The sequence below is a fragment of the Alloyangia pacifica genome (genome assembly GCF_900116195.1).
GTDB classification, from domain to species: domain Bacteria; phylum Pseudomonadota; class Alphaproteobacteria; order Rhodobacterales; family Rhodobacteraceae; genus Salipiger; species Salipiger pacificus.
On record NZ_FOZW01000004.1, the window covers coordinates 342,477 to 365,903 of the forward strand.

27 protein-coding genes and 2 tRNA genes are annotated in these 23,427 nt (G+C 66.8%); 14 read left to right on the forward strand and 15 right to left on the reverse strand.

Annotated features, from left to right (window positions below; genetic code table 11):
* Positions 1-49 precede the first annotated feature (49 nt).
* The 6 genes from BM397_RS11115 to BM397_RS29300 form a co-directional block, all read right to left on the reverse strand.
* On the reverse strand, positions 50-520 hold the full coding sequence (locus BM397_RS11115; protein WP_092423892.1) for an SgcJ/EcaC family oxidoreductase: 471 nt from the start codon (positions 518-520) through the stop codon (positions 50-52).
* Positions 498-1,142 carry an SDR family oxidoreductase gene (locus BM397_RS11120; RefSeq protein ID WP_092423894.1) on the reverse strand — a complete coding sequence of 215 codons (645 nt, stop codon included), beginning with the start codon at positions 1,140-1,142 and terminating at the stop codon, positions 498-500. Before BM397_RS11120 ends, BM397_RS11115 begins: the two co-directional genes overlap by 23 nt.
* An 8-nt stretch (positions 1,143-1,150) precedes the next feature.
* Positions 1,151-1,594: a DUF1178 family protein gene (locus BM397_RS11125; RefSeq protein ID WP_092423896.1), complete on the reverse strand. Its 444-nt coding sequence runs from the start codon at positions 1,592-1,594 to the stop codon at positions 1,151-1,153.
* A gap of 60 nt (positions 1,595-1,654) precedes the next feature.
* Positions 1,655-2,074 (reverse strand): NUDIX hydrolase, encoded by a 420-nt coding sequence (locus BM397_RS11130; protein WP_092423898.1) that lies wholly within the window; start codon positions 2,072-2,074, stop codon positions 1,655-1,657.
* Positions 2,075-2,164: 90 nt separating this feature from the next.
* Entirely contained in the window at positions 2,165-3,373 is a 1,209-nt protein-coding gene (locus tag BM397_RS11135) for a 3-deoxy-D-manno-octulosonic acid transferase (protein WP_092423900.1), read from the reverse strand.
* A 145-nt stretch (positions 3,374-3,518) separates the two neighbouring features.
* A tRNA-Tyr gene (locus BM397_RS29300) sits at positions 3,519-3,602 on the reverse strand.
* A gap of 151 nt (positions 3,603-3,753) precedes the next feature.
* On the opposite strand from BM397_RS29300, the gene rlmB reads away from it, so the two are divergent.
* The 6 genes from rlmB to BM397_RS11165 all read left to right on the forward strand — a co-directional run bounded on the left by rlmB (position 3,754) and on the right by BM397_RS11165 (position 7,778).
* Positions 3,754-4,533 carry a 23S rRNA (guanosine(2251)-2'-O)-methyltransferase RlmB gene (gene rlmB / locus BM397_RS11140; protein ID WP_092423902.1) on the forward strand — a complete coding sequence of 260 codons (780 nt, stop codon included), beginning with the start codon at positions 3,754-3,756 and terminating at the stop codon, positions 4,531-4,533.
* A gap of 100 nt (positions 4,534-4,633) precedes the next feature.
* Positions 4,634-4,909 carry a hypothetical protein gene (locus BM397_RS11145; protein ID WP_245696047.1) on the forward strand — a complete coding sequence of 92 codons (276 nt, stop codon included), beginning with the start codon at positions 4,634-4,636 and terminating at the stop codon, positions 4,907-4,909.
* Positions 4,910-5,029: 120 nt separating this feature from the next.
* Positions 5,030-6,151: a 3,4-dihydroxy-2-butanone-4-phosphate synthase gene (gene ribB / locus BM397_RS11150; protein ID WP_092423904.1), complete on the forward strand. Its 1,122-nt coding sequence runs from the start codon at positions 5,030-5,032 to the stop codon at positions 6,149-6,151.
* A 2-nt stretch (positions 6,152-6,153) separates the two neighbouring features.
* Positions 6,154-6,705: a 6,7-dimethyl-8-ribityllumazine synthase gene (locus BM397_RS11155; RefSeq protein ID WP_092423906.1), complete on the forward strand. Its 552-nt coding sequence runs from the start codon at positions 6,154-6,156 to the stop codon at positions 6,703-6,705.
* The gene (gene nusB, locus BM397_RS11160) at positions 6,702-7,184 is read left to right on the forward strand and encodes a transcription antitermination factor NusB (RefSeq protein ID WP_092423908.1); all 483 of its coding nucleotides are present in this window, start codon (positions 6,702-6,704) and stop codon (positions 7,182-7,184) included. Before BM397_RS11155 ends, nusB begins: the two co-directional genes overlap by 4 nt.
* A gap of 282 nt (positions 7,185-7,466) precedes the next feature.
* On the forward strand, positions 7,467-7,778 hold the full coding sequence (locus BM397_RS11165; protein ID WP_092423910.1) for a hypothetical protein: 312 nt from the start codon (positions 7,467-7,469) through the stop codon (positions 7,776-7,778).
* 377 nt (positions 7,779-8,155) lie between these two features.
* On the opposite strand, the gene BM397_RS11170 is transcribed toward BM397_RS11165, so the two are convergent.
* Both BM397_RS11170 and BM397_RS11175 read right to left on the reverse strand, forming a co-directional pair.
* Positions 8,156-8,908, reverse strand: a complete 753-nt coding sequence (locus BM397_RS11170; RefSeq protein WP_092423912.1) for a COG3904 family protein — start codon at positions 8,906-8,908, stop codon at positions 8,156-8,158.
* Positions 8,905-10,248, reverse strand: coding sequence for an AAA family ATPase (locus tag BM397_RS11175; RefSeq protein ID WP_245696053.1), 1,344 nt, complete (start codon positions 10,246-10,248; stop codon positions 8,905-8,907). The genes BM397_RS11170 and BM397_RS11175 overlap by 4 nt, the downstream gene beginning before the upstream one ends.
* 133 nt (positions 10,249-10,381) lie before the next feature.
* Here BM397_RS11175 and BM397_RS11180 point away from each other — a divergent pair, with 133 nt between their 5' ends.
* Positions 10,382-10,843 carry an MmcB family DNA repair protein gene (locus BM397_RS11180; RefSeq protein ID WP_092423914.1) on the forward strand — a complete coding sequence of 154 codons (462 nt, stop codon included), beginning with the start codon at positions 10,382-10,384 and terminating at the stop codon, positions 10,841-10,843.
* Between the two features lie 29 nt (positions 10,844-10,872).
* Here the strand turns inward: BM397_RS11180 and BM397_RS11185 are convergent, their stop codons facing one another.
* The gene (locus BM397_RS11185; RefSeq protein ID WP_092424081.1) at positions 10,873-11,061 is read right to left on the reverse strand and encodes a DUF6324 family protein; all 189 of its coding nucleotides are present in this window, start codon (positions 11,059-11,061) and stop codon (positions 10,873-10,875) included.
* 72 nt (positions 11,062-11,133) lie between these two features.
* Here BM397_RS11185 and BM397_RS11190 point away from each other — a divergent pair, with 72 nt between their 5' ends.
* Both BM397_RS11190 and BM397_RS11195 read left to right on the forward strand, forming a co-directional pair.
* The gene (locus tag BM397_RS11190; protein ID WP_425425929.1) at positions 11,134-11,649 is read left to right on the forward strand and encodes a GNAT family N-acetyltransferase; all 516 of its coding nucleotides are present in this window, start codon (positions 11,134-11,136) and stop codon (positions 11,647-11,649) included.
* Between the two features lie 53 nt (positions 11,650-11,702).
* Positions 11,703-11,779 (forward strand) — tRNA-His (locus tag BM397_RS11195).
* A gap of 149 nt (positions 11,780-11,928) precedes the next feature.
* Here BM397_RS11195 and BM397_RS11200 read toward each other — a convergent pair.
* On the reverse strand, positions 11,929-12,252 hold the full coding sequence (locus tag BM397_RS11200) for a DUF6476 family protein (protein ID WP_092423916.1): 324 nt from the start codon (positions 12,250-12,252) through the stop codon (positions 11,929-11,931).
* Here BM397_RS11200 and BM397_RS11205 point away from each other — a divergent pair.
* From BM397_RS11205 to BM397_RS11225, 5 genes are all read left to right on the forward strand, one after another.
* A complete protein-coding gene (locus tag BM397_RS11205; RefSeq protein ID WP_092423918.1) occupies positions 12,251-13,279 on the forward strand; it encodes an RluA family pseudouridine synthase in 1,029 nt (342 codons plus the stop codon). The two genes, BM397_RS11200 and BM397_RS11205, sit on opposite strands and share 2 nt — an antisense overlap.
* 181 nt (positions 13,280-13,460) lie before the next feature.
* Positions 13,461-14,357: an RNA polymerase sigma factor RpoH gene (gene rpoH / locus BM397_RS11210; RefSeq protein WP_092423920.1), complete on the forward strand. Its 897-nt coding sequence runs from the start codon at positions 13,461-13,463 to the stop codon at positions 14,355-14,357.
* Between the two features lie 110 nt (positions 14,358-14,467).
* Positions 14,468-15,442: a Gfo/Idh/MocA family protein gene (locus BM397_RS11215; RefSeq protein ID WP_092423922.1), complete on the forward strand. Its 975-nt coding sequence runs from the start codon at positions 14,468-14,470 to the stop codon at positions 15,440-15,442.
* Between the two features lie 148 nt (positions 15,443-15,590).
* Positions 15,591-16,157 carry a polyhydroxyalkanoate synthesis repressor PhaR gene (gene phaR, locus BM397_RS11220; RefSeq protein ID WP_092423924.1) on the forward strand — a complete coding sequence of 189 codons (567 nt, stop codon included), beginning with the start codon at positions 15,591-15,593 and terminating at the stop codon, positions 16,155-16,157.
* Positions 16,158-16,281: 124 nt separating this feature from the next.
* Complete coding sequence (locus BM397_RS11225; RefSeq protein WP_092423926.1) at positions 16,282-17,229, forward strand: DMT family transporter; 948 nt, start codon at positions 16,282-16,284, stop codon at positions 17,227-17,229.
* On the opposite strand, the gene BM397_RS11230 is transcribed toward BM397_RS11225, so the two are convergent.
* The 5 genes from BM397_RS11230 to BM397_RS11250 form a co-directional block, all read right to left on the reverse strand.
* The gene (locus BM397_RS11230; RefSeq protein ID WP_092423928.1) at positions 17,217-18,428 is read right to left on the reverse strand and encodes a DegT/DnrJ/EryC1/StrS family aminotransferase; all 1,212 of its coding nucleotides are present in this window, start codon (positions 18,426-18,428) and stop codon (positions 17,217-17,219) included. The genes BM397_RS11225 and BM397_RS11230 overlap by 13 nt on opposite strands.
* Before the next feature lie 110 nt (positions 18,429-18,538).
* Complete coding sequence (locus tag BM397_RS11235; RefSeq protein ID WP_092423930.1) at positions 18,539-19,840, reverse strand: NAD(P)/FAD-dependent oxidoreductase; 1,302 nt, start codon at positions 19,838-19,840, stop codon at positions 18,539-18,541.
* A gap of 85 nt (positions 19,841-19,925) precedes the next feature.
* On the reverse strand, positions 19,926-21,290 hold the full coding sequence (locus BM397_RS11240; RefSeq protein WP_092423932.1) for a glutamine synthetase family protein: 1,365 nt from the start codon (positions 21,288-21,290) through the stop codon (positions 19,926-19,928).
* Entirely contained in the window at positions 21,287-21,973 is a 687-nt protein-coding gene (locus BM397_RS11245; RefSeq protein ID WP_092423934.1) for a type 1 glutamine amidotransferase, read from the reverse strand. The genes BM397_RS11240 and BM397_RS11245 overlap by 4 nt, the downstream gene beginning before the upstream one ends.
* 64 nt (positions 21,974-22,037) lie before the next feature.
* Complete coding sequence (locus BM397_RS11250) at positions 22,038-23,381, reverse strand: glutamine synthetase family protein (protein WP_092423936.1); 1,344 nt, start codon at positions 23,379-23,381, stop codon at positions 22,038-22,040.
* Positions 23,382-23,427: the final 46 nt, after the last annotated feature.

Below are 23,427 nucleotides of genomic sequence, written 5' to 3' on the forward strand. Positions count from 1 at the left end.
AAAGCGCCCGCGCGTCACGGTTCTGCCCCGGGCGGGTCGAGAGGCCGGATCAGCGCTGGCGGTAGTCGACGGGGGCGATCCCGTCCTGCGCGACAAAGGTCTCCTGCCCGGACACCACCTCGGTGTTCTGCGCCGATGCTGCCTGCCACCCGCCGGGGGTGCGCTCGAGCACGAAGATCAGGATGGTCTGGCGCGGTCCGGCCTCGGTGCCGTCGGGGGCGCGCTGGCCGGTCATGTGAAAGCGGCAGCGGACGACGGCGTGATCCGTGCCGAGCATACGCGTCGCGGTGCGGCCGGGGCGCAGCGCGGTGTCGGCGAAAAAGCTCTTCAGGGCGTAGTCATGCGGGCGGGCGATGGCGGCACGCCCGGTCCACCACAGCCCGGTCACGTTGACGAATTCGGCATCCTCGGCAAAGAGCGCGGCGATGGCCGCGCCGTCGCGCGTGGCCCAGGCGCGGGCAAAGGCGGCGGGAAACTCCTCGGGCCGCCGCGGCAGGTCAATAGGGGTGGCTGCGACCATCCCAGGTCTCGAAGCAGCCGGTGGTCTCGAGGCTCAGCGCCTCCAGCCGGTCGGCGAGCCCGGCGGCGGATTGCTCGGGGGTCAGGTCGGCGCCGGTGCCACCCATCTCGGTGGCGACCCAGCCGGGGTGGTAGATGCCGACCGAGATGCCGCGCGGCTTCAGCGCTGCGGCGAGGTTGCTGCCGAGATTGAGCGCGGCGGCCTTCGAGGCGCGGTAGATCAGTGCGTTGCCCTTGGCCAGCGCATTGGAGCCCATCTGCGAGCTGATGATCATGATCTTCGGCGTGGCAGCCCGTTCGAGCAGCGGCAGCATCGCCTGCACCGTCAGGAAGACGCCGGTGACGTTGACGCGGAACATCTCGTCCCACATCTCGGGCGGGTAGCCGGTGTCGAGGGGCTCGGGCTTGTCGAAATAGGCGCCGGCATTGCAGATCAGCGCGTCGAGCGCGGTGCCGCCGAGCTCATCGGCCAGCGCCTTGGGCGAGGCCGGGTCGGCGACGTCAAGCGGCAGCAGGCCGGGAGTGTTGCGCGCGGTGCCGAGCACCTCGTTGCCACGGGCCTCGAGGGTTTTGGCCAGCGCGGCGCCGATGCCGCGGTTGGCGCCGGTGATGAGCAGTCGCATGGGGTGTCCTAGTTCGATTTCCGGGTGGGCAGGAAGGGCAGGGGCGCGACGGGCACGCCGTCCTCGATCAGCGCCTTGGCCTCGTCGCCCCGCGTCTCGCCCCAGATCGGGCGGTGCGGGGTGTCGCCGCTGTGCATGGCGCGCGCCTCGCGGGCAAAGTCCCGCCCCACGTAATCGGAGGTCTTCTCGACGTGCTCGCGCAGGGCGCGCAATGCCTTTTCCGCCTCGGAGGCGGGTTCGCTGAGGCTGGGCTTTTCGGGCTTGGGCGCGGCGTCCGGGCGGGCCGCGCCGCTGTTCACCCGCGGTGCCATGAGCACCTTTTCAACCTTCGGCGAGCCGCAAAGTGCACAGGCGACCATGCCTGCCGCGTGCAGCTTGTCGAAGGCGCTGGCCGATTGGAACCAGCTGTCGAAGCGGTGATCTTCCGCGCATTTGAGAGAGTATTGGATCATGCGGCTGTTCCGAGATGATCTCTTTTACCTAGTCAAATTCCGCGCGGGTTCAAGCGGCTGTCAGTGCTTGCGGGAAAAGGCGCGGAAGCCGCGCAACAATTTGGACAGCTCGGGATGGTCGACCAGTTCGGCGGCGCGCTTGGGGCTGACCCAGCGCCGCTTCCGCTCGCCGCGCTCGGGGAACCGTTTGTCACATTCCATGACCTCGAGTGCATAGACCAGCGCCAGATGCGGCCGGTTGGAGCTGCGCTTGTGATAGGTGTAGCCGCCAACGCAGAGTTCGCTGACCATCCCCTTCACGCCGGCTTCTTCCCAGGCCTCGCGCGCGGCGGTCTTGGCCGGGCTGCGGCCGGGCATGGGCCAGCCCTTGGGCAAGGTCCAGCGTTTGCGGCCGCGGCTGGTGATCAGGAGGAGCTGCAGCTTGCCGTCACGGATGCGATAGCAGAGCGCGGCATATTGCACATGAGTCCGCTTCGGCATCTGCCTGATGCCGGGAGCGCGAGATACGGTGTCCAGTGAAGCGCCCATCCTGTTGTCCTGCCCGGTTTTGCACCGATGTTGCGCCTGATCTTACTGCTCGTCCATATGTTGTAGCAAATTTTCGACAAGCTGCGCTGCGGATGCTTCAGGTTCGAGCAAAGTCCGGGCGGCGGCTCCGGCACGGCGCTGCGCCGCGTCGCCGCGCAGCCCGAGCAGCGCCGCCGTGAGCCCGGTCGCGTCCTCGATCCGCACCGCCGCGCCCGCGCCGTCGAGCAGGGCGAAGGGGGCGCGGAAGTTGCGGGTGTCGGGGCCGTGGATCAGCGCGGCATCGAAAGCGGCGGGCTCGTAGGGCGTGTGGCCGCCGCGGTCGGTCAGCGTGCCGGCGATGAAGACCCGGCCCGCGAGCCGGTAGAACAGCGCCATCTCGCCCAGCGTGTCCGCGAGGTAAACGTCAGCGCCGCTCGGTGTCTCGCCGAGGCTGCGGCGGGCGCAGCTCAGGCCCCTGGCGGCGGCGAGTCGGGCGATCTGCTCAGCCCGGCGCGGGTGGCGCGGTGCGAGAATCAGCCGCAGCCCGGGCTCTTGTTGGCGTGCAGCGGCGTGCGCTTCGAGGACCGTCTCGTCCTCGCCTTCATGGGTGGAGGCGGCGAGCCAGGTGCTTTCGCGGGTGAACTCCTCCTCGAGCTGCGCGTCGTGCTGTTCGGGGGCGGTGTAGAGAGCCTTTAGGTCGACCACAGGGCCGCGCGCCGATTTCGGCAGGCCAGCCTCGATGAAGCGGTCGCGCGAGTCGGGGTCCTGCGCGGACAGAAAGGCGATCCGGTGCAGCACGCGCGCCTGCAGCCCACCGAAGAGGCGCCAGCCCTTGGCGGTGCCCTCGGTAAGACGCCCGCCCAGCACCAGAACCGGGCCGGGGCAGCTCAACAGCCGGTTCGGCCAGAGTTCCGATTCCATGGTGATGTGGCTGCGCACGTTCCAGCGTCGGTGCATGCGTTTCGACGCCCGCGCGAGGTCGAGCGGCGCGAGTCGCGCGCAAAGTCCCCAGCTTTCCGCGAGCGCCACGCCCGACTCGGAGTTGCAGGTGACCAGCAGTTTCATCCCGGGGCGTGCGGCGCGCAGCGCCTCGATCACCGGTCTGGCCGAGGCCAGCTCGCCGTTCGAGGCCGCGTGCAGCCAGACATGCGCGCCAGGATTCGCCTTGCCGTGGCCGAGGCGCGCCCGCAGGCCGTCCCAGTCGCGCTTCAGCGCGGCGCGGCCCAGCACGATGGCCGCGAAGAGGGACAGGAGCAGGCGATAGCGAAACATTGGTGGGGCTGGGTCCTCGGGGCAGGATCGTGATATGGAAAAGGCACTTAGGCCGAAGGGCCAAGCGCCGCAACACTCTGGACCGAGTGATAGCACGAAGCTGCCGGAGCTTGATATATAAGGAGATATTTCCGAGGAGGGAAAGTGGTGGGCGACCCTGGAATCGAACCAGGCGTGCGTCTCCGCGAGGGAGTTACAGTCCCCTGCCACACCTTGCGGCCTGTCGCCCACTTTCCGCCAGTCTCTGGCGTCCTCCGCCGTATGACCGGCGTCGTGGGGCGCTGACTACAAGCACTCAAAAGGGTCGTCAACAGGAAAATATCTTGCAGCGCGTCACCGGGCGATGCAGAGACCGAAGCTCAGGAAAAAGGACGCGTGCCATGGTCAAGAAACCGAAATGGGTGGTCGAGAAGGAACAGGCGAAGAAGGCCAAGGCGGCCGAGACCGTCTGGCTGTTCGGCCTGCATGCGGTGCGCGATGCACTGATGAACCCCAAGCGCGAGAAACTGCGCTTGATCCTGACTTTGAACGCGAAATCCAAGCTCGAGGACGCGCTGGAGGCTGGCGGAATCGAGCCAGAGATCCACGACCCGCGCAAGTTCGGCGCGCCGCTCGATCCGCAGTCCGTGCACCAGGGCGCGGCGCTGGAGGTGAAGCCGCTGAACTGGGGCCGACTCGAGGACGTGGCACTGGGGGATGGGGAAACTCCGCCCCGTCTGGTGCTTCTGGACCGGGTGACCGACCCGCATAACGTCGGGGCAATCCTGCGCTCGGCCGAGGTCTTCGGCGCGCAGGCAGTAATTGGCACGCTGCACCATTCGGCGCCCGAGACCGGTGCCTTGGCAAAAACCGCCTCCGGTGCGCTGGAACGTCAGCCCTACCTGCGCGAGCGCAACCTCGCGGATACGATCATCGCGCTGCAGGGCATGGGCTACATCGTGCTCGGGCTCGACGGCGAAGCCGAGGTCAGCATCGACGCGGCGATGGAGGGCAGGCGCGACCGCGCCGTGGCGCTGGTGCTGGGCGCCGAGGGGCCGGGGCTGCGGCAGCGCACCAAGGAGACGGTGGACCAGCTGGTGAAGATCGACTTCGCGCGCGGCTTCGGCTCGCTCAACGTGTCCAACGCGGCGGCGGTGGCGCTCTACGCCGCTCGGCCCTGAGGTCCGGCCCGAACTTGCGCGCGGCTCTGGCTGCGCCCATATCCGGGAAATGGTCCAGACGATTGCCACCTGTTGCTACTGAGGCAGCCGCGCCGCCCTCGTGCTCGACGGCACGCAGCGCCACGAACTCAGCTGCGCCTCTTGCGGGGCGCCGCTGCGCCAGCTGAAGAACCTGAAGTCCGAGACCGGGCGCGGGGCCACCGGTCCGGGCCCGGCGCGGTCCGGGGCAGGGGGCTCGTCCCAATCCTCAAAGGTGCAGCGCAAGGTCGAGAAGGTGGCACGCAAGGCCCTGAAAAAACAGATGAAGAAACGCAAGGCGCCGGCGCGCAGGGCAGCGAAGGGATTCTTCGACCTGCTCGAGGACATTTTCGACTGAGCCGACCCGCCCGCCCGCGCGTCCCGGCATGCACAGCGCGCCGCACAGTCCCGCACAAAAACCGGCCTAGTCTTTCTTGCCCTCCTGTCTTATTTGGCGGGGGACGAAATGCGAGGCGACATGGCGGATTACGAAAACCCCGGACCGGTTGAAGAAAACTGGAAAGACGCGATTTCCTCGGTCGAGGAGATCATCGAGGACGCCCGCAACGGGCGGATGTTCATCCTCGTCGACCACGAGGACCGCGAGAACGAGGGTGACCTCGTGATCCCGGCGCAATGGGCGACCCCCGACGCGATCAACTTCATGGCCACCCATGGCCGCGGGCTGATCTGCCTCTCGATGACCTCGAAACGCATCGACGAGTTGGGCCTGCACCTGATGTCGGTCAACAATTCCTCGCGCCACGAGACGGCCTTCACCATCTCGATCGAGGCGCGCGAAGGGGTGACCACCGGCATCTCCGCCGCTGACCGGGCCAAGACCGTGGCCGTGGCCATCGACGCCTCGAAGGGGGCCGCCGACATCGCCACCCCGGGGCACGTCTTCCCGCTGCGCGCCAAGGATGGCGGCGTGCTGGTCCGCGCCGGCCACACCGAAGCGGCGGTGGATGTCTCGCGTCTCGCGGGCCTGAACCCTGCCGGGGTGATCTGCGAGATCATGAACGAGGACGGCACCATGTCGCGCCTGCCCGAGCTGGTGGCCTTCGCCCAGAAGCACGGGCTGAAGATCGGCACGATCTCGGACCTCATCGCCTACCGCCGCCGCCACGACAACCTCGTGCGCGTGCGCTCCGAGGAAGTGATCCGCTCGGAGTTCGGCGGCGACTGGCACATGCGCATCTACACCGACCAGTCGCATGGCGACGAGCACATCGTTCTGACCAAGGGCGACATCTCCGGCGAGGAGCCGGTGCTGGTGCGGATGCACGCGCTCGACCCCATGCTCGACATCATCGGCACTGGCCATGGTGGCCGCTCGGACGAGTTCCGCGATTCGATGCAGGCCGTCGCCGAAGAGGGGCGCGGCGTGGTCGTGCTGCTGCGCGACACCTCGATGAAGCTGGAGTTGCATGACGACGTTTCGCCGCGCACCCTGCGTCAATACGGGCTCGGTGCGCAGATTCTGTCGTCGCTCGGCCTGTCGAAGATGGTGCTGCTGACCAATTCGCCCACCCCGCGCGTTGTCGGGCTCGAGGCCTACGGGCTCGAGATCGTGGGCACCCGCAAGATCGGAGAGTGATCATGGCCTCGAGCGAAACCCATTACACCCTGCCGCGCGCCGAGTTCGACAAGCCCGCGAAGATCCTCATCGTCGTCGCGCCCTACTACAAGGATATCGCCGACGAGCTGATCGCCGGCGCCATTGCCGAAATCGAGGCGGCCGGCGGCTTCCACGAGATCGTCGAGGTGCCCGGCGCGCTGGAAGTGCCGACCGCCATCGGCATCGCCGAGCGCATGTCCAACTTCGACGGCTACGTGGCACTCGGCTGCGTGATCCGCGGCGAGACCACCCATTACGAGACCGTCTGCAACGACAGCTCGCGCGGGTTGACGCTGCTCGGCTTGCAGGGGCTCTGCATCGGCAACGGCATTCTCACCGTCGAGAACTACGAGCAGGCGCGCGTGCGCGCCGAATCGAAGGGCCAGAACAAGGGCGGCGGTGCCGCGGCTGCAGCCTTGCATCTTGTCGCGCTGGCCCGTAGGTGGGGCGGCGCCCGCAAGGGGGTGGGATTCGTGCCCGCCCAGGATGAATACCAGATCGCGGGCGCTTCCAAAGGAAAGCATAGCGCATGACGACCCCGGTCCCCCCCTCCGGCAATCAGAAACGCCGTATGAAATCCGCATCCCGGCTCTATGCCGTGCAGGCGCTCTACCAGATGGAGCTTTCCGGCACGACGGCGGAGAAGACGATGCGCGAATTCCTCGACTACCGCTTCGGCGCGGAGGTCGAAGAGGGTGTGGAGCTGGTGGACGGGGACGTCGATCTCTTCGGCAAGATCGTCGGCGAGGCGGTCAACTGGCAGGGCAAGATCGACCAGATGACCGACCGCGCGCTGGTTGCGAAATGGCCGATCGACCGTATCGACCCGATCCTGCGTGCGCTGTTCCGCGCCGCCGGCGCCGAAATGGTGGCGCTCGACACGCCGCCGAAGGTGGTGATCACCGAGTTCATCGACGTGGCGCGTGCCTTCTTCAACGACGGCCGTGAGGTGCAGTTCGTCAATGCCGTGCTTGACCACATGGCGCGCGAAGCCAAGCCCGAAGCGTTCTGATCCCGGGCAAGGGAGGGGGCGCTGCCCCCGTCCGCTGACGCGGACTCCCCCGGCGTATTTGGAAAGAGAAGAAGGCCGGTGCCCGGGGGTGCCGGCCTTTTGCGTTGCCAGTCGTCGGCGGCAGGCGAGGCGGGGCGGCGGGGCGCTTTCGTCGCGGCAGCTTTTCTTGCGTTTCGCAAAAGTATCCCTACATTGGAATGTGACGGGGCGGAATTCTCCGCGGGGCTTGTGCTTTGACGTGGGTCCGCTACGCTTCGTCAACCTGATGAAGGAGAGAGTCATATGCCGAAACTCGTCCGCCTCTACATCTCCCAATGCGCGATCGGCTTCGGCCTGTCGGCAGGTTTCGTGGCGCTGCTGCTGTGGCAGAACGTCGGCAACCTGCAGCACCTGGTGAGCCATACCGACGTAGGGATGCTGGCGGTGTTTCTCCTTTGGCTTTTCAATGGTCTGGTGTTTGCCGGCGCGCAATTCGCGATGACCGTGATGCGCATGTCCGGCGATCTCGACCGGCCGTCGGGGGGCAAGCGTATGGCGCTCGAGCCGATGCCGATCCGCATTCCCGTCGAGCAGAAGAAACGCCGCCTTCTCTGAGGCCGGCCCTTCTGGAAACGAATCGAAGCGCCTCCTCGCGGGGCGCTTTTTTCATGTTCGGGTTTTCTTCATGTCCAGGGTTCAGGGACAGGGCTCAGGGACGGACATCACCGGAAGGCGCGGGGTCGCGCCGGGCGTGCCTGTCGATCATGTCGGGGGGAAGTGGCGGGAACCGGTCCTTCCGTGGGGTTATCTCATTCCCGAGGACCTGTATATACAGGTGGGCGTCAGGTAACCGGACCAGGGCCCGGACAGAGCCAACTCCCTCGGAATTGCTTAAGGCCACCGGAATGCAACCATGCACGCAAAGGTCAGAACCCGCCTGAGCCGGAGATAGTGGCACTGGAGCCCTTCGACAAGGGGCAAGCTGTGCGCGCTCAGCTTTCCTCTGTCACGAAATTGTAACGGGCCAGTTCCTCGGGCAGCAGGATGTAGATTTGATCGGCGGGCGTGGCGAGCGCCGGGCGCAGCACCATGGGGTCGATGCCCATCTCCTCGAGGTATTCCATCACCTCGCCCTGTCCGCGCTGGATCTGCTCGACCGCGACGAAGGCGGGCAGGATCGTGCTTTCTCCGAAGTAGTGCTGGTGTACGCCGACCGAGGCCCCCTCGGGGATCTCTCGCGTTGTGCCAGAGGCCAGCAGGTAGGGGCAGGCGGAGTAGCAGAATTCGCCTTCGAGCATCCGCGTGCCGAGGCCCATCTGGCGCACGTGCCGCCCGATGGCGAGCGCATCGGGCACCGAGCCGCCGGGGCTCTGCAGGACCAGGGTTTCGATAGGGTTGCTGCCGGCCTGCGCGTCATCCAGCGCGGAAATGATGCGCTCGGCGTCTCCCTCGGAGATGCCGCCTTCGAGCCGCCAGGCCGAGCCCTCACTGCGGGTGAGCGCGAGGCGCTCGGGCAGCTTGCCCGGGTCGCGCAGCGGCGAGCGCGGCGGCAGGTCGCGGCCGGGCGCAAAGGTGCGGCGCTGGTCTCCGGGCTGCACCGGCTGTGTCAGCCGCGGCGCCGATGGGCCGAAGCGGGGCAGGGTGAAATCGCTGCTGGTCAGGTCGCCGAGCACGAGGAAGGCGCCGAGCGCGATCTGCAGCACCAGCGCGCCGGTCAGGGCGCGGGCGACGGTGAGGTGCCTCATGTCGTGCGCCCGGTGAAGCGCGAGATCTCGGGGGAGTCCTCGGGCGCTGTCTGCGGGGTGGTGTCGGGACCTATCTCTTGCCGGGCCGGAGCGGGCGGAGCCGGGGGGTGCATCGCGGTGTCGATGTCGCGCATGGCGTGCATCGCTGCGCGCAGCTCGGCGAGAGTCAGCGTGTCCTCGATCTCGGCACCCTCACGGCCGTGGCGGATGGCGCCATGGGTGACCGCAAGGATCAGCACCAGCACCGCGGGCAACAGGTCGATGGCGATGGCGCCGGCCCAGGAGGGCACGAAATTGCGCGCGTACATGATCACCGCGTCGGCGGCTGACACCGGCGTGTAGGTGACTTCGGCGGCGGGTTGCAACGTCAGCACGTTCTGCGCCGCGCGCTCCAGCGTCGTCGCGCGCTGGCCGAGCACTTCCAGCACCGAGGTGATGGTCGCCGCCTGGCTGCCGCGGTCGGCGTCGTTCTGGCCGTCGAGTTCCGGCAGCACCACCGAGGCGGCCAGATCTTGCGCGGCGCGCTCGACCAGCGGCGCGACGGAAAGTTGGCGCAACTGGGCGATGAGACCCTGAAGTTCGACCGCAGCTTCGGAGAATTCCACCGAACGCGGCTCGACGGGGCCGGGTTCGACGGTCAGCGCGCGCATCCGCGACAGGATCGCGTTGCCCTGCGCGAAAGCGCTGTCGACCAGCGGCGTCTGCTCGGCGATCTGGGCTTCAAGGGAGGAAAGCTCGGCGGCCTTCTGGCGCAATACGCGGAAGACGGCACCGCGCCCGGCGAGGCCGGAGAGCGAGCCCTGTGCCTCCTGCTCCGAGAGATCCTCGAAGCTCTGGCGCACCCGGGCGACGTCACGCTCCAGAGACTGGCCGGTGAGGGCGATTTCATGGGTGCGTTCCAGCGCGCCCTGATAGTCCTGCACGGTTTCCGCAAGATGCTGCTCGACCGCCGCCGAACCGGCCAGCGCCGCCGCGTTCAGCCAGGACGACATGGCGATGATCGCCAGCGACCCGAGCCCCATGGCCCCCAGCAGCCCCATGCGCGAGCGGGTCGAGCGCATCGCCGGGTAGAGCCGCATCAGGTAGGACCAGAAGACGAAGATGCCCACGGAGACCGCCACCGAGTAGGCGATGGCGGCAAAAACGGTGAAGGCGCCGCCCTCTTCGAGCAGCGACGAAACCCCGAGATAAGTGTAGATACCCGAGGCGACCGAGAGCACGCCGAGCGCCGTGCCAGAGAAGCTGTCGAGCCAGCCGAGGTGCCGCTCGAGCTCGCGCGCGTGGCGCAGGCCGCGGCTTCTGGACTGGGTGGAGCGGGTGTCGTCGGTCTCGTCGTGCATGCCGTCCGTCGGGGCGTCTGTCATGGGCCGGGCCTCCTGCAACCATTTGAGAGCAAATAGGCGCTAAGGCGGCGCAAAAAAGAGTGAGCGGCCTGCGGCTTGCGTTTGTTCACCTATTGTTCATAGTGGAGGTATGAACCTGACCACCGAAACTCCGATGATGCCCGGCCAGCTTCTGGCGCGGGGCGTGTGTCGCCACCTGGCAAGTCTCGGCTTTGCCCCGGTCGAGGAATTCGTGCCCGAGCGTGGCCGCCGGGTCGACGTCATGGCATTGGGGCCGAAGGGCGAGATTTGGGTGGTGGAATGCAAGAGCAGCCGTGCCGATTACATGTCCGACGGCAAGTGGCAGGGTTATCTGGACTGGTGCGACCGCTACTTCTGGGCGGTGGACGAGGCGTTCCCGACAGAGCTGCTGCCCGAGGGGACAGGGTTGATCATCGCCGATGCCTATGACGCCGAAATTCTGCGCATGGCACCGGAGGAAAAGCTCAGCGGCGCGCGGCGAAACGCGTTGATCAGGCGCTTTGCAACCCATGCGGCGCGGCGGCTGCATGCGCTGCGGGACCCCGAGGCGCGGCTCGACGCCTGGGGGTGAGGTCTGGACCTTTCAGAAGCGCAGCCGGCTCAGCGCTTGACCTTGCGCGCGGTGGCCGCGGCGGCGCGCAGCTCCTCTGCGATTTCCTCGGCTTCCTCGGGATCGAAATCCATCGGGATCTCGAGATCGCCGGCGTAGATGTAGAGACGCACCATGCCCTGGTCGGTCGGGCCGATCTGCAGGTTGGCTTCGATGTCGCGTTCGGTGTTGATCCCCATGATCGTCCCCATGAAACTGGAATTGCGCGGGCTTAGACCCGACACGCGCATATTGCAAGCGAGGGGGGCGGGATGTCCATGTTGCAGGCAGCGGGAAAGACCATCGAACTGAGGCCCTACGGACCCGGTGACCGGGTGTGGTTGGTGCGCCAGCACGCCGAGCTTTACGCCCGCGATGAAGGTTTCGATGCGACCTTCGGGGCGCTCGTCGAGTCCATCCTGAAGGACTTCGAGGCGAACCACGATCCGGCGCGTGAGCGCGGTTGGATCGCTTGCGACGGCCCGGTGCGTTTGGGCAGCATCTTTTGCGTCGATGCTGGCGAGGCGGACGGGGAAGCGGTGGCCAAGCTGCGGCTCTTCCTGCTGCTGCCCGAGGCGCGGGGCCGGGGGCTGGGGCAGCGCCTTCTGGATACCTGCATGGGATTCGCCCGCGACGTGGGGTACAGCCGAATGACCCTCTGGACCCATGAGAGCCACCGTGCCGCCTGCGCGCTCTACGCCAGGAACGGGTTTTCCCTTGTGTCCTCGGTACCTGTCACCAGCTTCGGGGTGCGCCTCGTCGAGCAACACTGGGAGCGTGCAATTTAACTCAGGATTGGGGCTTGCAATCGAAAATGGCTGGCGTTATTCCCCCCGAGCGTGCCGCCTTAGCTCAGTAGGTTAGAGCGCTTGATTGTGGATCAAGAGGTCTCCCGTTCGAACCGGGAAGGCGGTACCATCTCCCCCCTACCAGAACAGATCGCCTCGGGGCTACTTGAGCCGCGCCTTTGACCGTTGCCGCGATGGTTTGACGCGCTGCCCCGTCCGCGCCTGCGCGCGGACTCCCCGGGATATCTCTGTCTAGACGAAGAGCCGGGGCCCCCGGGGTCACTCGGCGGGGGCGATGGCGATGGTCTGGCGCAGCTCCTGCGTCTGCCGGTCGAAGATCAGGATTCGGTCGTCGGTGGTGACCACCGCGTACCAGTCGCCGCCTTGGGTGAAGGCCGACGCGGTCGCGCCCGAGGGCAGGGTGATCTCGGCAGGCAGCGGTGCGGGGGTTTTCGTGGCTGCCGTGAAGCGGATGACAATCAGTGACACAATGGCTACAAGCCCTGCGATCATCACCGCCGTAAGTACCGTGACCAGCCGCCGAAGGAAGCGCAGGTTGGCCGGTTCGGGCAGGATTTCGGGATCTTCAGGAGTATTGGACATGGAGCAGCCTTTGCGCGTCGTCATCGGGGAAGCCCCGCCGCCGCGTCTTGATAAGGCGCTGGCGCGCGATGTGCCAGAGGAAGCCGCGCTCTCGCGCACCCGCCTCGCGAAGCTGATCGCCGAGGGCGCGGTGACGCGTGCGGGTGAGGTGCTGTCCGACCCTAAGGCCAAGGTCGAAGAGGGCGACGTGCTGGAGATCTCGGTGCCGGAGGCCGAAGAGAGCCACATCGGCCCCGAGGACATTCCGCTCGACATCGTCTGGGAGGACGAGGACCTCGTGGTGGTCAACAAGCCCGCGGGCATGGTGGTCCACCCCGCACCCGGCACGCCGACCGGCACCTTGGTCAATGCGCTGCTGTTCCATTTCGGCGATGCGCTCTCGGGCGTCGGCGGCATGAAGCGGCCGGGCATCGTGCACCGTATCGACAAGGACACCTCGGGGCTGCTGGTGGTGGCCAAATCCGACCGCGCGCACCACGGCCTTGCCGAGCAGTTCGCAAAGCACACCGCCGAGCGCGCCTATCTTGCACTGGTGCATGGCGTGCCGACGACCGCCGATCCGCGGCTGCGCGGGGTGAAGGGCGTCTCGGTCGAGCCGGGCGAGGTGATCCGCATCCAGTCGGGACTCGCACGGCACAAGACCGACCGGCAGAAGCAGGCGGTCTACTTCGACGGGCAGGGGCGTCATGCCACCACCCGCGCGCGGGTGCTCGAGACCTTCGGAACGCCGCCGGCACTGGCGCTGGTGGAATGCCGGCTTGAAACCGGGCGCACGCACCAGATCCGCGTGCACATGGCACACGCCGGGCACGGTCTGATCGGCGATCCGGTCTACGGCGGGCGCCGCAAGATCGCGGCCAAGGCGCTGGCCCCGCAGGTGGTGGCCGAGGTCGACCGCTTCGACAGGCAGGCACTGCATGCGGCGCTGCTCGGCTTCGAGCACCCGGTGAGTGGCGAGCACCTGCGCTTCGAGGCCGAGCTTCCCGAGGACATGGGGCATCTGCTGCAGACTTTGCGCGGTGAGTGACATATCCTTCGCATCTGCGTGAGATCGGCGAAATCCGGATCCGGGCGGCGGGAGTCTGCGTTAAACACGTGAAAACCTTGAACACCCCATGCTGCATATCTGCACGTAAGGGATTCTTGTAATCCATCGAGGGCCCACCCATATTGGATGTTAACCCTCATAACATTGGAGGAAGGGGCACGTGAGCAACTACGCGAATCTGCCGGCACCGTCGCCGGAAGCCGGCCTCAGCCGTTACCTGCAGGAAATCCGGAAGTTCCCGCTTCTGGAGCCTGAAGAAGAATACATGCTGGCCAAGCGCTGGGTCGAGGAACAGGACGCCGAGTCGGCCCACAAGATGGTCACCAGCCACCTGCGCCTCGCCGCCAAGATCGCCATGGGCTACCGTGGCTACGGCCTGCCGCAGGCCGAGGTGATCTCGGAGGCGAACGTCGGCCTGATGCAGGCGGTCAAACGCTTCGATCCGGAGAAGGGCTTCCGCCTCGCCACATATGCGATGTGGTGGATCCGCGCCTCGATCCAGGAATACATCCTGCGGTCCTGGAGCCTGGTGAAGCTCGGCACCACCTCGGCGCAGAAGAAGCTCTTCTTCAACCTGCGCAAGGCCAAGAACCGTATCGGCGCGCTGGAAGAGGGCGACCTTCGCCCCGAGCACGTCGAGAAAATCGCCACCGACCTTGGCGTGTCCGAGACCGAGGTGATCTCGATGAACCGGCGCCTGTCGGGCGGCGATGCCTCGCTCAATGCCACCGTCGGCTCCGAGGGCGAAGGCACGATGCAATGGCAGGACTGGCTCGAGGACGAGGACGCCGATCAGGCCGCCGACTACGCCGAGCGCGACGAGATGGACGCGCGGCGCGCGCTCCTGGCCGAGGCCATGGACGTGCTCAATGATCGCGAGAAGGACATTCTCACCCAGCGCCGCCTCGCCGAGCAGGCGGTGACGCTCGAGGAACTGTCGGGCATTTACGACGTCAGCCGCGAGCGTATCCGGCAGATCGAGGTGCGCGCCTTCGAGAAGCTGCAGAAGCGCATGCGCGAACTGGCGATGGAGCAGGGAATGCTCTCGGACGCCTGATCGCTCCCACCGCGCCCATTTCAAACGCCCGTCGCTTTGCGGCGGGCGTTTCGCTTGCGGGGGCCCGTCAGGGCGCTACCATCCGGCTCGACTTGGATAGGGAAGAGATCATGGCAGATCACGTCAGATGGGGCATTCTGGGCGCCGCCAATTTTGCGAAGAACCACATGGGGCCGGCAATTCACGCGGCGCGGGGCGGTGCACTGGCCGCTATCGCGACCTCGACGCCGGCAAAGGTCGCGCCCTTTGCCGCCTTTGCCCCCGGCCTGAGGGTGCACGAAAGCTACGATGCACTGCTCGCCGACCCGGAGATCGACGCGATCTACATTCCGCTGCCCAATAGCCTGCATGCCGAGTGGACCCGCAAGGCCGCCGAGGCCGGCAAGCACGTGCTGTGCGAAAAGCCCATCGCGATGAAGGCCGAGGAGATCGACGATCTGATCGCCGTCCGGCAATCCACCGGCAAGCTGGTGGCAGAGGCCTGGATGGTGGCGCATCACCCGCAGTTCGCCAAGGCGCGTGAGCTGTTGCAGGCCGGAGAGATCGGCGATCTGGTTCGGGTCGACAGCACCCACAGCTTCTACAATGACGACCTGGGCAACATCCGCAATCAGGCGGATGTTGGCGGCGGTGCCCTGCGGGATGTGGGGGTTTATGCCTTCGGCTCGATCCGGCTGATCACCGGCCAGGAACCGGGCGAGATCCTCGCCGCCGAGATCGATTGGCAGAACGGTGTCGACGCCTCCGCGCACGTCATGGCGCGCTTCCCGGGGTTCATCTACACCGGTCGGGTTTCCACCCGCGCTGCGCCTTGGCAGGAGATCGTGCTGCACGGCACCAAGGCGGTGATGCGGCTGCCGGTGCCCTTCAACGTGCAGGTCTTCGGGCAGGCCGAGCTGCACCTGCACGGACCGGGCCTCGAGACGCGGGTCTGGCGCTGGCCGGCGGAGAATCACTACGTGCTGCAGGTCGAGGCGTTCAACGCCACGGTGAAGGGCGAAGCCGACTATCCGCTGCCGCTGGAGTTCTGCCGTGGCACGCAGGAGTTCGTCGACCGCATCTTCGCTGCGGCGCCACAGGAGTGATGCTGCGCAGCATGTTGCAGCATTTTTCGGGCCGCGGCGCAGCAAATTGCGACCGCGTGTCCGGCAAGTCCCGGTGAAACTGATGCTTTTCTTTTTTTCTGCACTCGCATAGGCTTTTTCTCAACTCTGCGTGGAGGGAGGGTCCATCGTGGCTGACAAGGAAAAACCGCTGCTCATCAAACGCTACGCGAGCAGGCGGCTCTACAATACCGAGACCAGTGACTACGTGACGCTCGAGGATATCTCGGGCTTCATCCGGGACGGGCGCGACGTGCAGATCGTCGATCTGAAGTCGGGTGACGATCTGACACGTCAGTACCTGTTGCAGATCGTCGCCGAGCACGAGAGTCGCGGCGAGAGCGTGCTGCCGATCAACGTGCTGACCGACCTGGTGCGCAGCTACACCACGCAGGCGACATCGGTGGTTCCGCAGTTCCTCGCCGCCAGCTTCGAAGTGTTCCGCGACAGCCAGAGCAAATGGGCGGACAGCATGAACCAGATGAACCCCATGATGCCGAAGATCCCGGGGCTCGAGGCGATGCAGGCACAGCAGGAAGCCTTCCTCAAGGCGATGGCGGGCAACATGGGCAACATGGGCGCGAACTGGTCCGGCCCGGGCAAGGACGACAGCGACGCCGAAAGCGAGGAAGACCTCGCCGCCATAAAGAAGCAGCTCGCGGAGTTGCAGCAGAAGCTCTCCAAAATGGACAAGTGATGCGGCGGGCCCTTCGGGGCCCGGTTTGCTTTTGGGCAAAGGGCTGCGCGTGCGCATCGGTCCTTTGCCGGTTTTGCGCAGGATCCGGATTTCCCTCGCCCGCCGCGTCGTGCAAAGGGTCTGCATGGATCACGCACCCACCCTCCGAATAGATCGCCTCTCGGGCCTGTTGCTGCTCGTGCTCGCCGCGCTCTGGGGCAGCACCTTTCTGTTTGCCGAGATCGCCCTGACCGAACTCAGCCCCATGCAGGTGACGCTGCACCGGGTGGTGATCGCGGCGCTCGCGCTCTGGTTGGTGCTGCGGCTGCGCGGGGTGCGGGTGCCGCTTTCGCCGCGGCTCTGGGGCGCATATCTGGTGATGGGCGCGCTCAACAATGCACTGCCCTTCACGCTGATCTTCTGGGGCCAGACCCATATCGAGAGCGGTCTGGCGGCAATCCTCAACGCCTCGACCGGGGTGCTTGGCGCGGTGGTGGCGGGCTTGCTGCTGCGCGACGAACGGCTGAGCTGGTCCAAGCTGGTGGGCGCGGCGCTCGGGCTGGCCGGGGTCGCGGTGGTGATCGGTCCGGATCGGCTGACCACCCTCGATCCGCGCAATCTGGGGCAGGGGGCAGTGCTGCTGGCGGCACTGAGCTATTCGCTGGCCAGCGTCTGGGCGAAGTTGCGGCTCTCAGGCCAGCCGCCGCTGCTCAATGCCTTCGGGATGCTGGCAGGCAGCGCGGCGATCATGCTGCCGCTGGTGATCTGGCAGGAGGGGCTGCCGGGTCTGCACCATTCGGCACGGGTCTGGGCGGCGCTGCTCGGCCTGTCGCTTCTGGCGACCGCACTGGCCTTCATCCTCTACTTCGCGATCCTTGCCCGCGCGGGCGCTGCGAACCTCATGCTGGTGACGCTGCTGATCCCGCCCTTCGCCATCGTCTTCGGGCGCATCTTCCTCGGCGAGCAACTGCCGGCCGGGGTCTATCTTGGTCTCGGCATCATCGCGGCGGGGCTGGTGGTGACCGACGGGCGGCTTCTGGCGCGTCTGCGCCGCCGCCCGCCAGCCAAATCCAAGACGCCTCAGGTGCCGTAAGCGCGCTGCGGCCCCATCACGCTGTCTGCCGCGTGCGCCAATACGTCGGCCACCGCCTCGCACTCCTCAAGGGTCAACCGGGCCGGCAGCCGGGTGTCGCAGGCGCGTTCGAGCATGGCGCGGGTGCCCGGCAGCTCGGGGATATCCTCGAGGAACTGCCAGTTCCAGAAGGCGCGGGCGTTGTCGGTGGACAGGCCGAAAAGCTGCACCTTGACCCCGCCCTCGGCCGCCGTCTCGATGAAGGCGCGCATCTCGGCATCGTCCATTCCGGTCAGGTTGAACTGCAGCGAATCCGGCGCGCGCTCCTCGGGCGGGAGCCTGTCCGGCACCTCGATCCAGGGCGAGCGTCTGAGGATCGCCGCCACGTGGTCGTGGTTGCGGCGTCCGTCGCGCACCCGGCGTTCGACATGCGCCAGCTGCGGCCGGATCACCGCGGCGGCGAGGTTCGACAGGCGCAGGTTGTAGAGCGGCAGGCGGTTCTGCCAGCGGGCAAAGGCCTCTTCCAGCTCGGGGGAATTGTCGCCCGGTGCCATGTGCTTGCGCCAGTTGTGCTCGTAGGCCCCCGAGAGGATCACCGCCCGGGCCACCAGCTCGGCGTCATCGGTGATCAGGATGCCGCCCTCGCCGGCGTTGACCAGCTTGTAGCTCTGGAACGAGAAGCAGCCGACCCGGCCCAGTGTGCCGATGTTGCGCCCGGACCATCTGGTGCCCAGTGAATGCGCGGCGTCCTCGATCACCGGCAGGCCGCGGGCGTCGCAGAGGTCGAGGATCGCGTCCATGTCCGAGGTATGGCCGCGCATATGGCTGATGATCACCGCGTCCACTCCGCCCAGCTTCGCCTCGAAGTCCTTCAGGTCGATGCGGTAGTTCTCGCCCACCTCGCAGAGCACCGGCACACAATCGGCATGCACGATCGACGAGGGCACCGCGGCGAAGGTGAAGCCGGGGATCAGCACCTTCGCGCCACGCGGCAGGTCCAGCGCCTTCAGCGACAGAAACAGCGCGGCCGAGCAGCTCGATACCGCCAGAGCGTATTTGGAGCCCAGCAGCGCGGCGAACTCGCGTTCCAGCAGCGCGACGGGCGCATCCTCGGGCGCGGTGTAGCGGAAGAGGTCGCCCGACAGCAGCAGGCGGTCGATCTCGGCGCGGGCTTCCTCGGGAATGGGCTCCGCATCGTGCATGTTCGGAAGGCTGCTCATATTGCAAAATCCAAATTATTTCTTTGATAAATCTTAAACACGAGAAATGTGTCGCCCAAGTGAAAATGCTCCCGGCAGGGAGCATCCACCGATCGTGAGCGGATTCTCTCTCAGAGACCGAGGCGGTCGCGCAGCGCGTACCAACTCATCGCCAGCACCAGCAGAGGCGAGCGCAGAGCCGCGCCGCCCGGGAACCCGGGCACGGGCAGCGCCGCCATGGCGTCGAACCCCGACGACTGTCCGCGCACGGCTTCGGCCAGCAGACGGCCCGCGTGCACGGCGGTGCCGACCCCGTGGCCGGAGTAGCCCGATGCGGTGAGCACGTTCGGCGCAAGCCGCGCCAGCAGCGGCAGGCGCTTCATGGTGATCGCCAGCGTGCCGCCCCAGGCGTAGTCGAGCCGCACGTCCTCGAGCTGCGGGAAGATCTCCAGCATCGGCTTGCGCACCAGCGCCCTGATGTCGCTCGGGAATCGGTAGCCGTAGCTCTCGCCGCCGCCGAACAGCAGCCGCCCGTCGTGGCTGAGACGGAAGTAATTCACCACGAACTTGGAATCGGCCACCGCCACGTCGCGGGTCAGCACTTCGCGGGTCCGCTCGCCGAGCGGCTCCGTGGCAACGACGAAGTTGTTGATCGGCATGACCTTTGCCGCGACTTTCGGTTCCAGGCCGCCGAGATAGCCGTTGCAGGCATAGATCACGTGTTTGGCGCGCAGTGTGCCGCCGCCGGTGTGGACCAGCACCTCGCGGCCCTGTTCGACGCTTTCCACGTGGCTGGTCTCGTAGATCCGCGCCCCGGCACCGGCAGCGGCCTTTGCCAGCCCCAGCGCGAAACGCAGCGGGTGCAGATGCGCCGCGCCCATGTCGAGCACGCCGCCGCTGTAGTCGGGGGAGGGGCAGAGCGCATGGAAGGCCTCGCGGTCCATGCGTTCGATTTCGTAGCCGTAGTTTTCGCCCATGTGCTCGGCGTAGTGATGCAGGTGCTCCACGTCGCCCTTGCTCGAGCCGCACCAGGCGACGCCGTCGCGCAGGTAGCAGTCGATGCCGTGCTTTGCGATCAGAGTGCGGCACAGGTCCTTGGCCTCTTCGCCAAGGTCCCAGAGCACCCGCGCATTTGCCTCGCCGACCATCTTCTCGAGGCTGAGCTGGTCCTGTCGCTGGCCCGACCCGAGCTGCCCGCCGTTGCGCCCCGAGGCACCGAAACCGACCCGGTGTGCCTCCAGCAGCGCCACGTCCAGCCCCGCCTCGGCGAGGTGCAGCGCCGCCGAGAGGCCGGTGTAGCCGCCGCCGATGATGCAGACATCGGCCCGCGCCTCGCCTTCGAGCTTGGGAAAGGGCGGCAGCAGCTCGGCTGTCGCCGCGTACCAGCTCTGCGGGTACTCGCCGCGCCGATCGTTCGAGAACAGCAGGTCCATCGCGCCCCCTCCTTCATTCGTCTAGACACAAGTATCCCGGGGGTCCGGGAGCAGAGCCCCCGAAACCTGCCGCGGCCGGGTCCGCTCAGACGTTGAGCAGCAGGTGCTCGCGTTCCCAGGGCGAAATCACCGCGAGGAATTCCTCGTACTCGGTGCGCTTCACGATCGAGTAGACGCGGGCAAACTCCGGGCCCAGCACCTCGTGAAGCTTGGTCGCCTCGTCGAAGAGGTCGAGCGCCTGGCCCAGCACGCGCGGGATGTCGCCCTCGCCCTCGTAGGCGTCGCCGCGAAACTGCTTCGACGGCCGCAGCTCCTCCATCAGACCGAGATAGCCGCAGGCCAGCGAGGCGGCGATGCCGAGGTAGGGGTTGCAGTCCATCCCGGCGAGGCGGTTCTCGACCCGGCGCGCAGAGGGGCCGGAGATCGGAATGCGAATGCCGGTGGTGCGGTTGTCGCGGCCCCATTCGAGGTTGATCGGCGCGGCGCTGTCGCGCACGTAGCGGCGGTAGCTGTTGACGTAGGGTGCCAGCACCGCGATGGCCGCGGGCAGGTAGGTCTGCAGCCCGCCGATGAAGTGGAAGAAGGCATCGGTCTCGCCCCCGGCGGGACCGGAGAAAATGTTGCGGCCGGTCTCGATGTCCATCACCGAGTGGTGGATGTGCATCGCCGAGCCGGGCTCGTCGGCGATCGGCTTGGCCATGAAGGTGGCAAAGCAGTCGTGGCGCAATGCCGCCTCGCGGATCAGCCGCTTGAAGTAGAAGATCTCGTCGGCGAGCTTCACCGGGTCGCCGTGCTGAAGGTTGATCTCCAGCTGGCCTGCGCCGCCTTCCTGGGTGATGCCGTCGATCTCGAAGCCCTGCGCCTCGGCGAAGTCGTAGATGTCGTCGATCACCGGGCCGAACTCGTCGACCGCGGTCATCGAATAGGCCTGGCGCGCCGCGGCGGGTCGGCCTGAGCGGCCCATCATCGGCTTGATGTCCTTGGCGGGATCGACGTTGCGCGCCACCAGGAAGAATTCCATCTCGGGGGCCACCACGGGCTCCCAGCCCTGCTTGCGGTAAAGCTCGACCACGCGTTTCAGCACGTTACGCGGCGCGGCGGGGACGGGCTCGCCCTTGCGGTCGAAGGCGTCGTGGATCACCTGCAGCGTCCAATCGGCGGTCCAAGGCGCGGCGGTGGCCGTGCTCATGTCCGGGCGCAGGATCATGTCGCGCTCGATGAAGCCGACGTTTTCGTCCGCGGCCTCACCCCAGTCGCCGGTGATCGTCTGGTAGAAGATCGACTCGGGCAGGTGGAAATAGTCCTGCCGGGCGAATTTCGAGGCGGGAACCGCCTTGCCGCGGGCAATGCCGGGCAGGTCGGCGATCACGCATTCGACCTCGTCGAGCCGCCGCCCTTCGAGATAGGCGGTGGCGGGTTGCGGAAGCTGGCCTGTCCAGTCCTCGGTCATGCGAGAGCCTTTTGCTTGAAGAAATGCGCGAATTGATCGGCGACGGCGCGCTGGTCGAGCGGGGTGCCGAGCGCCTTGCCGGCGGCGTCGAGCCGCTCCTGCGGCACCACACCGGGGCCCCGTGTCTCGATCAGGGCGCGGGTGAAATCGTCGTTGAATTCGGGGTGCGGCTGCACCGTATAGGCGTGGCCCGGATAGAGCAGGGCAGCATAGTCGCAGAAGTCCGAGCTGGCCACGACCTCGGCCCCTTGCGGCAGCTCGGTGACCTGGTCCTGATGCCAGGCGTTGATCACCTTCTGCTGCCCGTCCTTGAAGCGATAGGTGGTCGGTCCGACCACCCAGCCGCCGGGGTGCTTCTCGACCCTGCCGCCAAGCGCCTGCGCGATGATCTGGTGGCCGAAGCACACGCCGATCAGCGGGCGGCCCTGCGCGTAGATGTCGCGGATCAGCTGCTCGAGCGGCGGAATCCAGGCGTGGTCCTCGTAGGCGCCGTGGCGCGAGCCGGTGATGAGCCAGCCGTCCGCCGCCTCGGGGCCTTCGGGGAAGTCGCCGTTCACCACCGACCAGCTTTCGAACTCGAAGCCGTAGCCGTCGAGAAGGCGGGCGAAGAAGGCGGGGTATTCACCGGTCTCGGCCGCGAGTTCCGCGGGGACGAGGCCGGTCTGCAGGATGCCGATTTTCATGGATCACACGTTGCTTTGTCTGGCCCGAAGGTAGTCTTGCCGCAAAGGCGCGGCAAGGCCGTGCTCAGACCGTATCTAGGTAGATTTCGACCTGTTCCAGCGGCGACAGCTCGGTCATGTAGAGCTGCTCCTGGCGCTTGGTCAGCAGCAGGTTGCGGATCAGTTCCTGCGGCAGGATGCGGGGCATGATGTCGCTCGCCTCGAAGGCGTCCATGGCCGATTCCCAGTCGGTCGGGATCAGCGGCAGGTCCTGCGCGTAGGCATTGCCGGTGATCGGCTCGGGCGGCTCGATCTCGTCCTCGATGCCGTTGAGCGCCGCGCCAAGGATGGTGGCCATCAGCAGGTAGGGGTTCACGTCGCCGCCCGCCACGCGGTGCTCGATCCGGCGCGCCGCCGGGCTGCCCGAGGGCACGCGGATCGCCGCGGTGCGGTTCTCGTAAGCCCAGGAGATCCCGCAGGGGGCATGGTTCTCGGGGATCAGCCGCTCGTAGGAATTGAGGTGCGGCGCGAAGATCAGCGTGCTGTCGTGCATCGCGTTGACGCAGCCGCCGATGGCGTGGCGCAGCACCTCGGTGCCCTTCGGCCCGCCGTCGTCGAAGATGTTGTTGCCCTCTTCGTCGAGCACCGAGAAATGCATGTGCATCCCCGAGCCGGCGTAATCCTCGTAGGGCTTCGCCATGAAGGAGGCGGCGAAGCCGTGGCGGCGCGCCAGCCCCTTGAGCAGCATCTTGAACAGCCAGGCGTCATCCGCCGCGCGCAGCGCGTCGTCCTGGTGCATCATGTTGATCTCGAACTGCCCGAGACCCGCCTCGGAGATGGCGGTATCGGCGGGGATATCCATGTCCTCGCAGGCGTCGTAGAGGTCGGTGAAGAAGATGTCGAAGGTGTCGAGGGCGCGGATCGACAGCACCTCGGCGGCCTTGCGGCGCTTGCCCGAGCGGGGCGAGACAGGCACCTGCAGCTTGCGGGTGCTGTCGTCGATCAGGAAGAATTCCATTTCCAGCGCAACCACCGGCGTCAGCCCGTGCCGCTTGTAGCGGTTGACCACCTGCGCCAGCGCGTGGCGCGGGTCGCCTTCGTAGGGCTTGCCGCCCTCGTGGAACATCCAGATCGGCAAGAGTGCGGTCGGCGCCTCGAGCCAGGGCATCGGCACGAAGCCGCGCTCGGTAGGTTTCAACACGCCGTCGCGGTCGCCGGATTCAAAGACCAGCGGGCTGTCGTCGATGTCCTCACCCCAGATGTCGAGGTTCAGCGCCGAGAAGGGGAAGCGGGTGCCATCCTCGACGACCTTGTGGGCAAAGCGGGAAGGAACGCGCTTGCCGCGCGGCTGTCCGTTGAGGTCGCATGCGGCCACACGGATGGTGCGGACCTGGGGGTTCTTGCGGAGCCAGGTTTTCGGGTCAGTCATTTTCTGTCCAAGAATTTGATCAAATTCAGCGTAGCGACTCGAATGC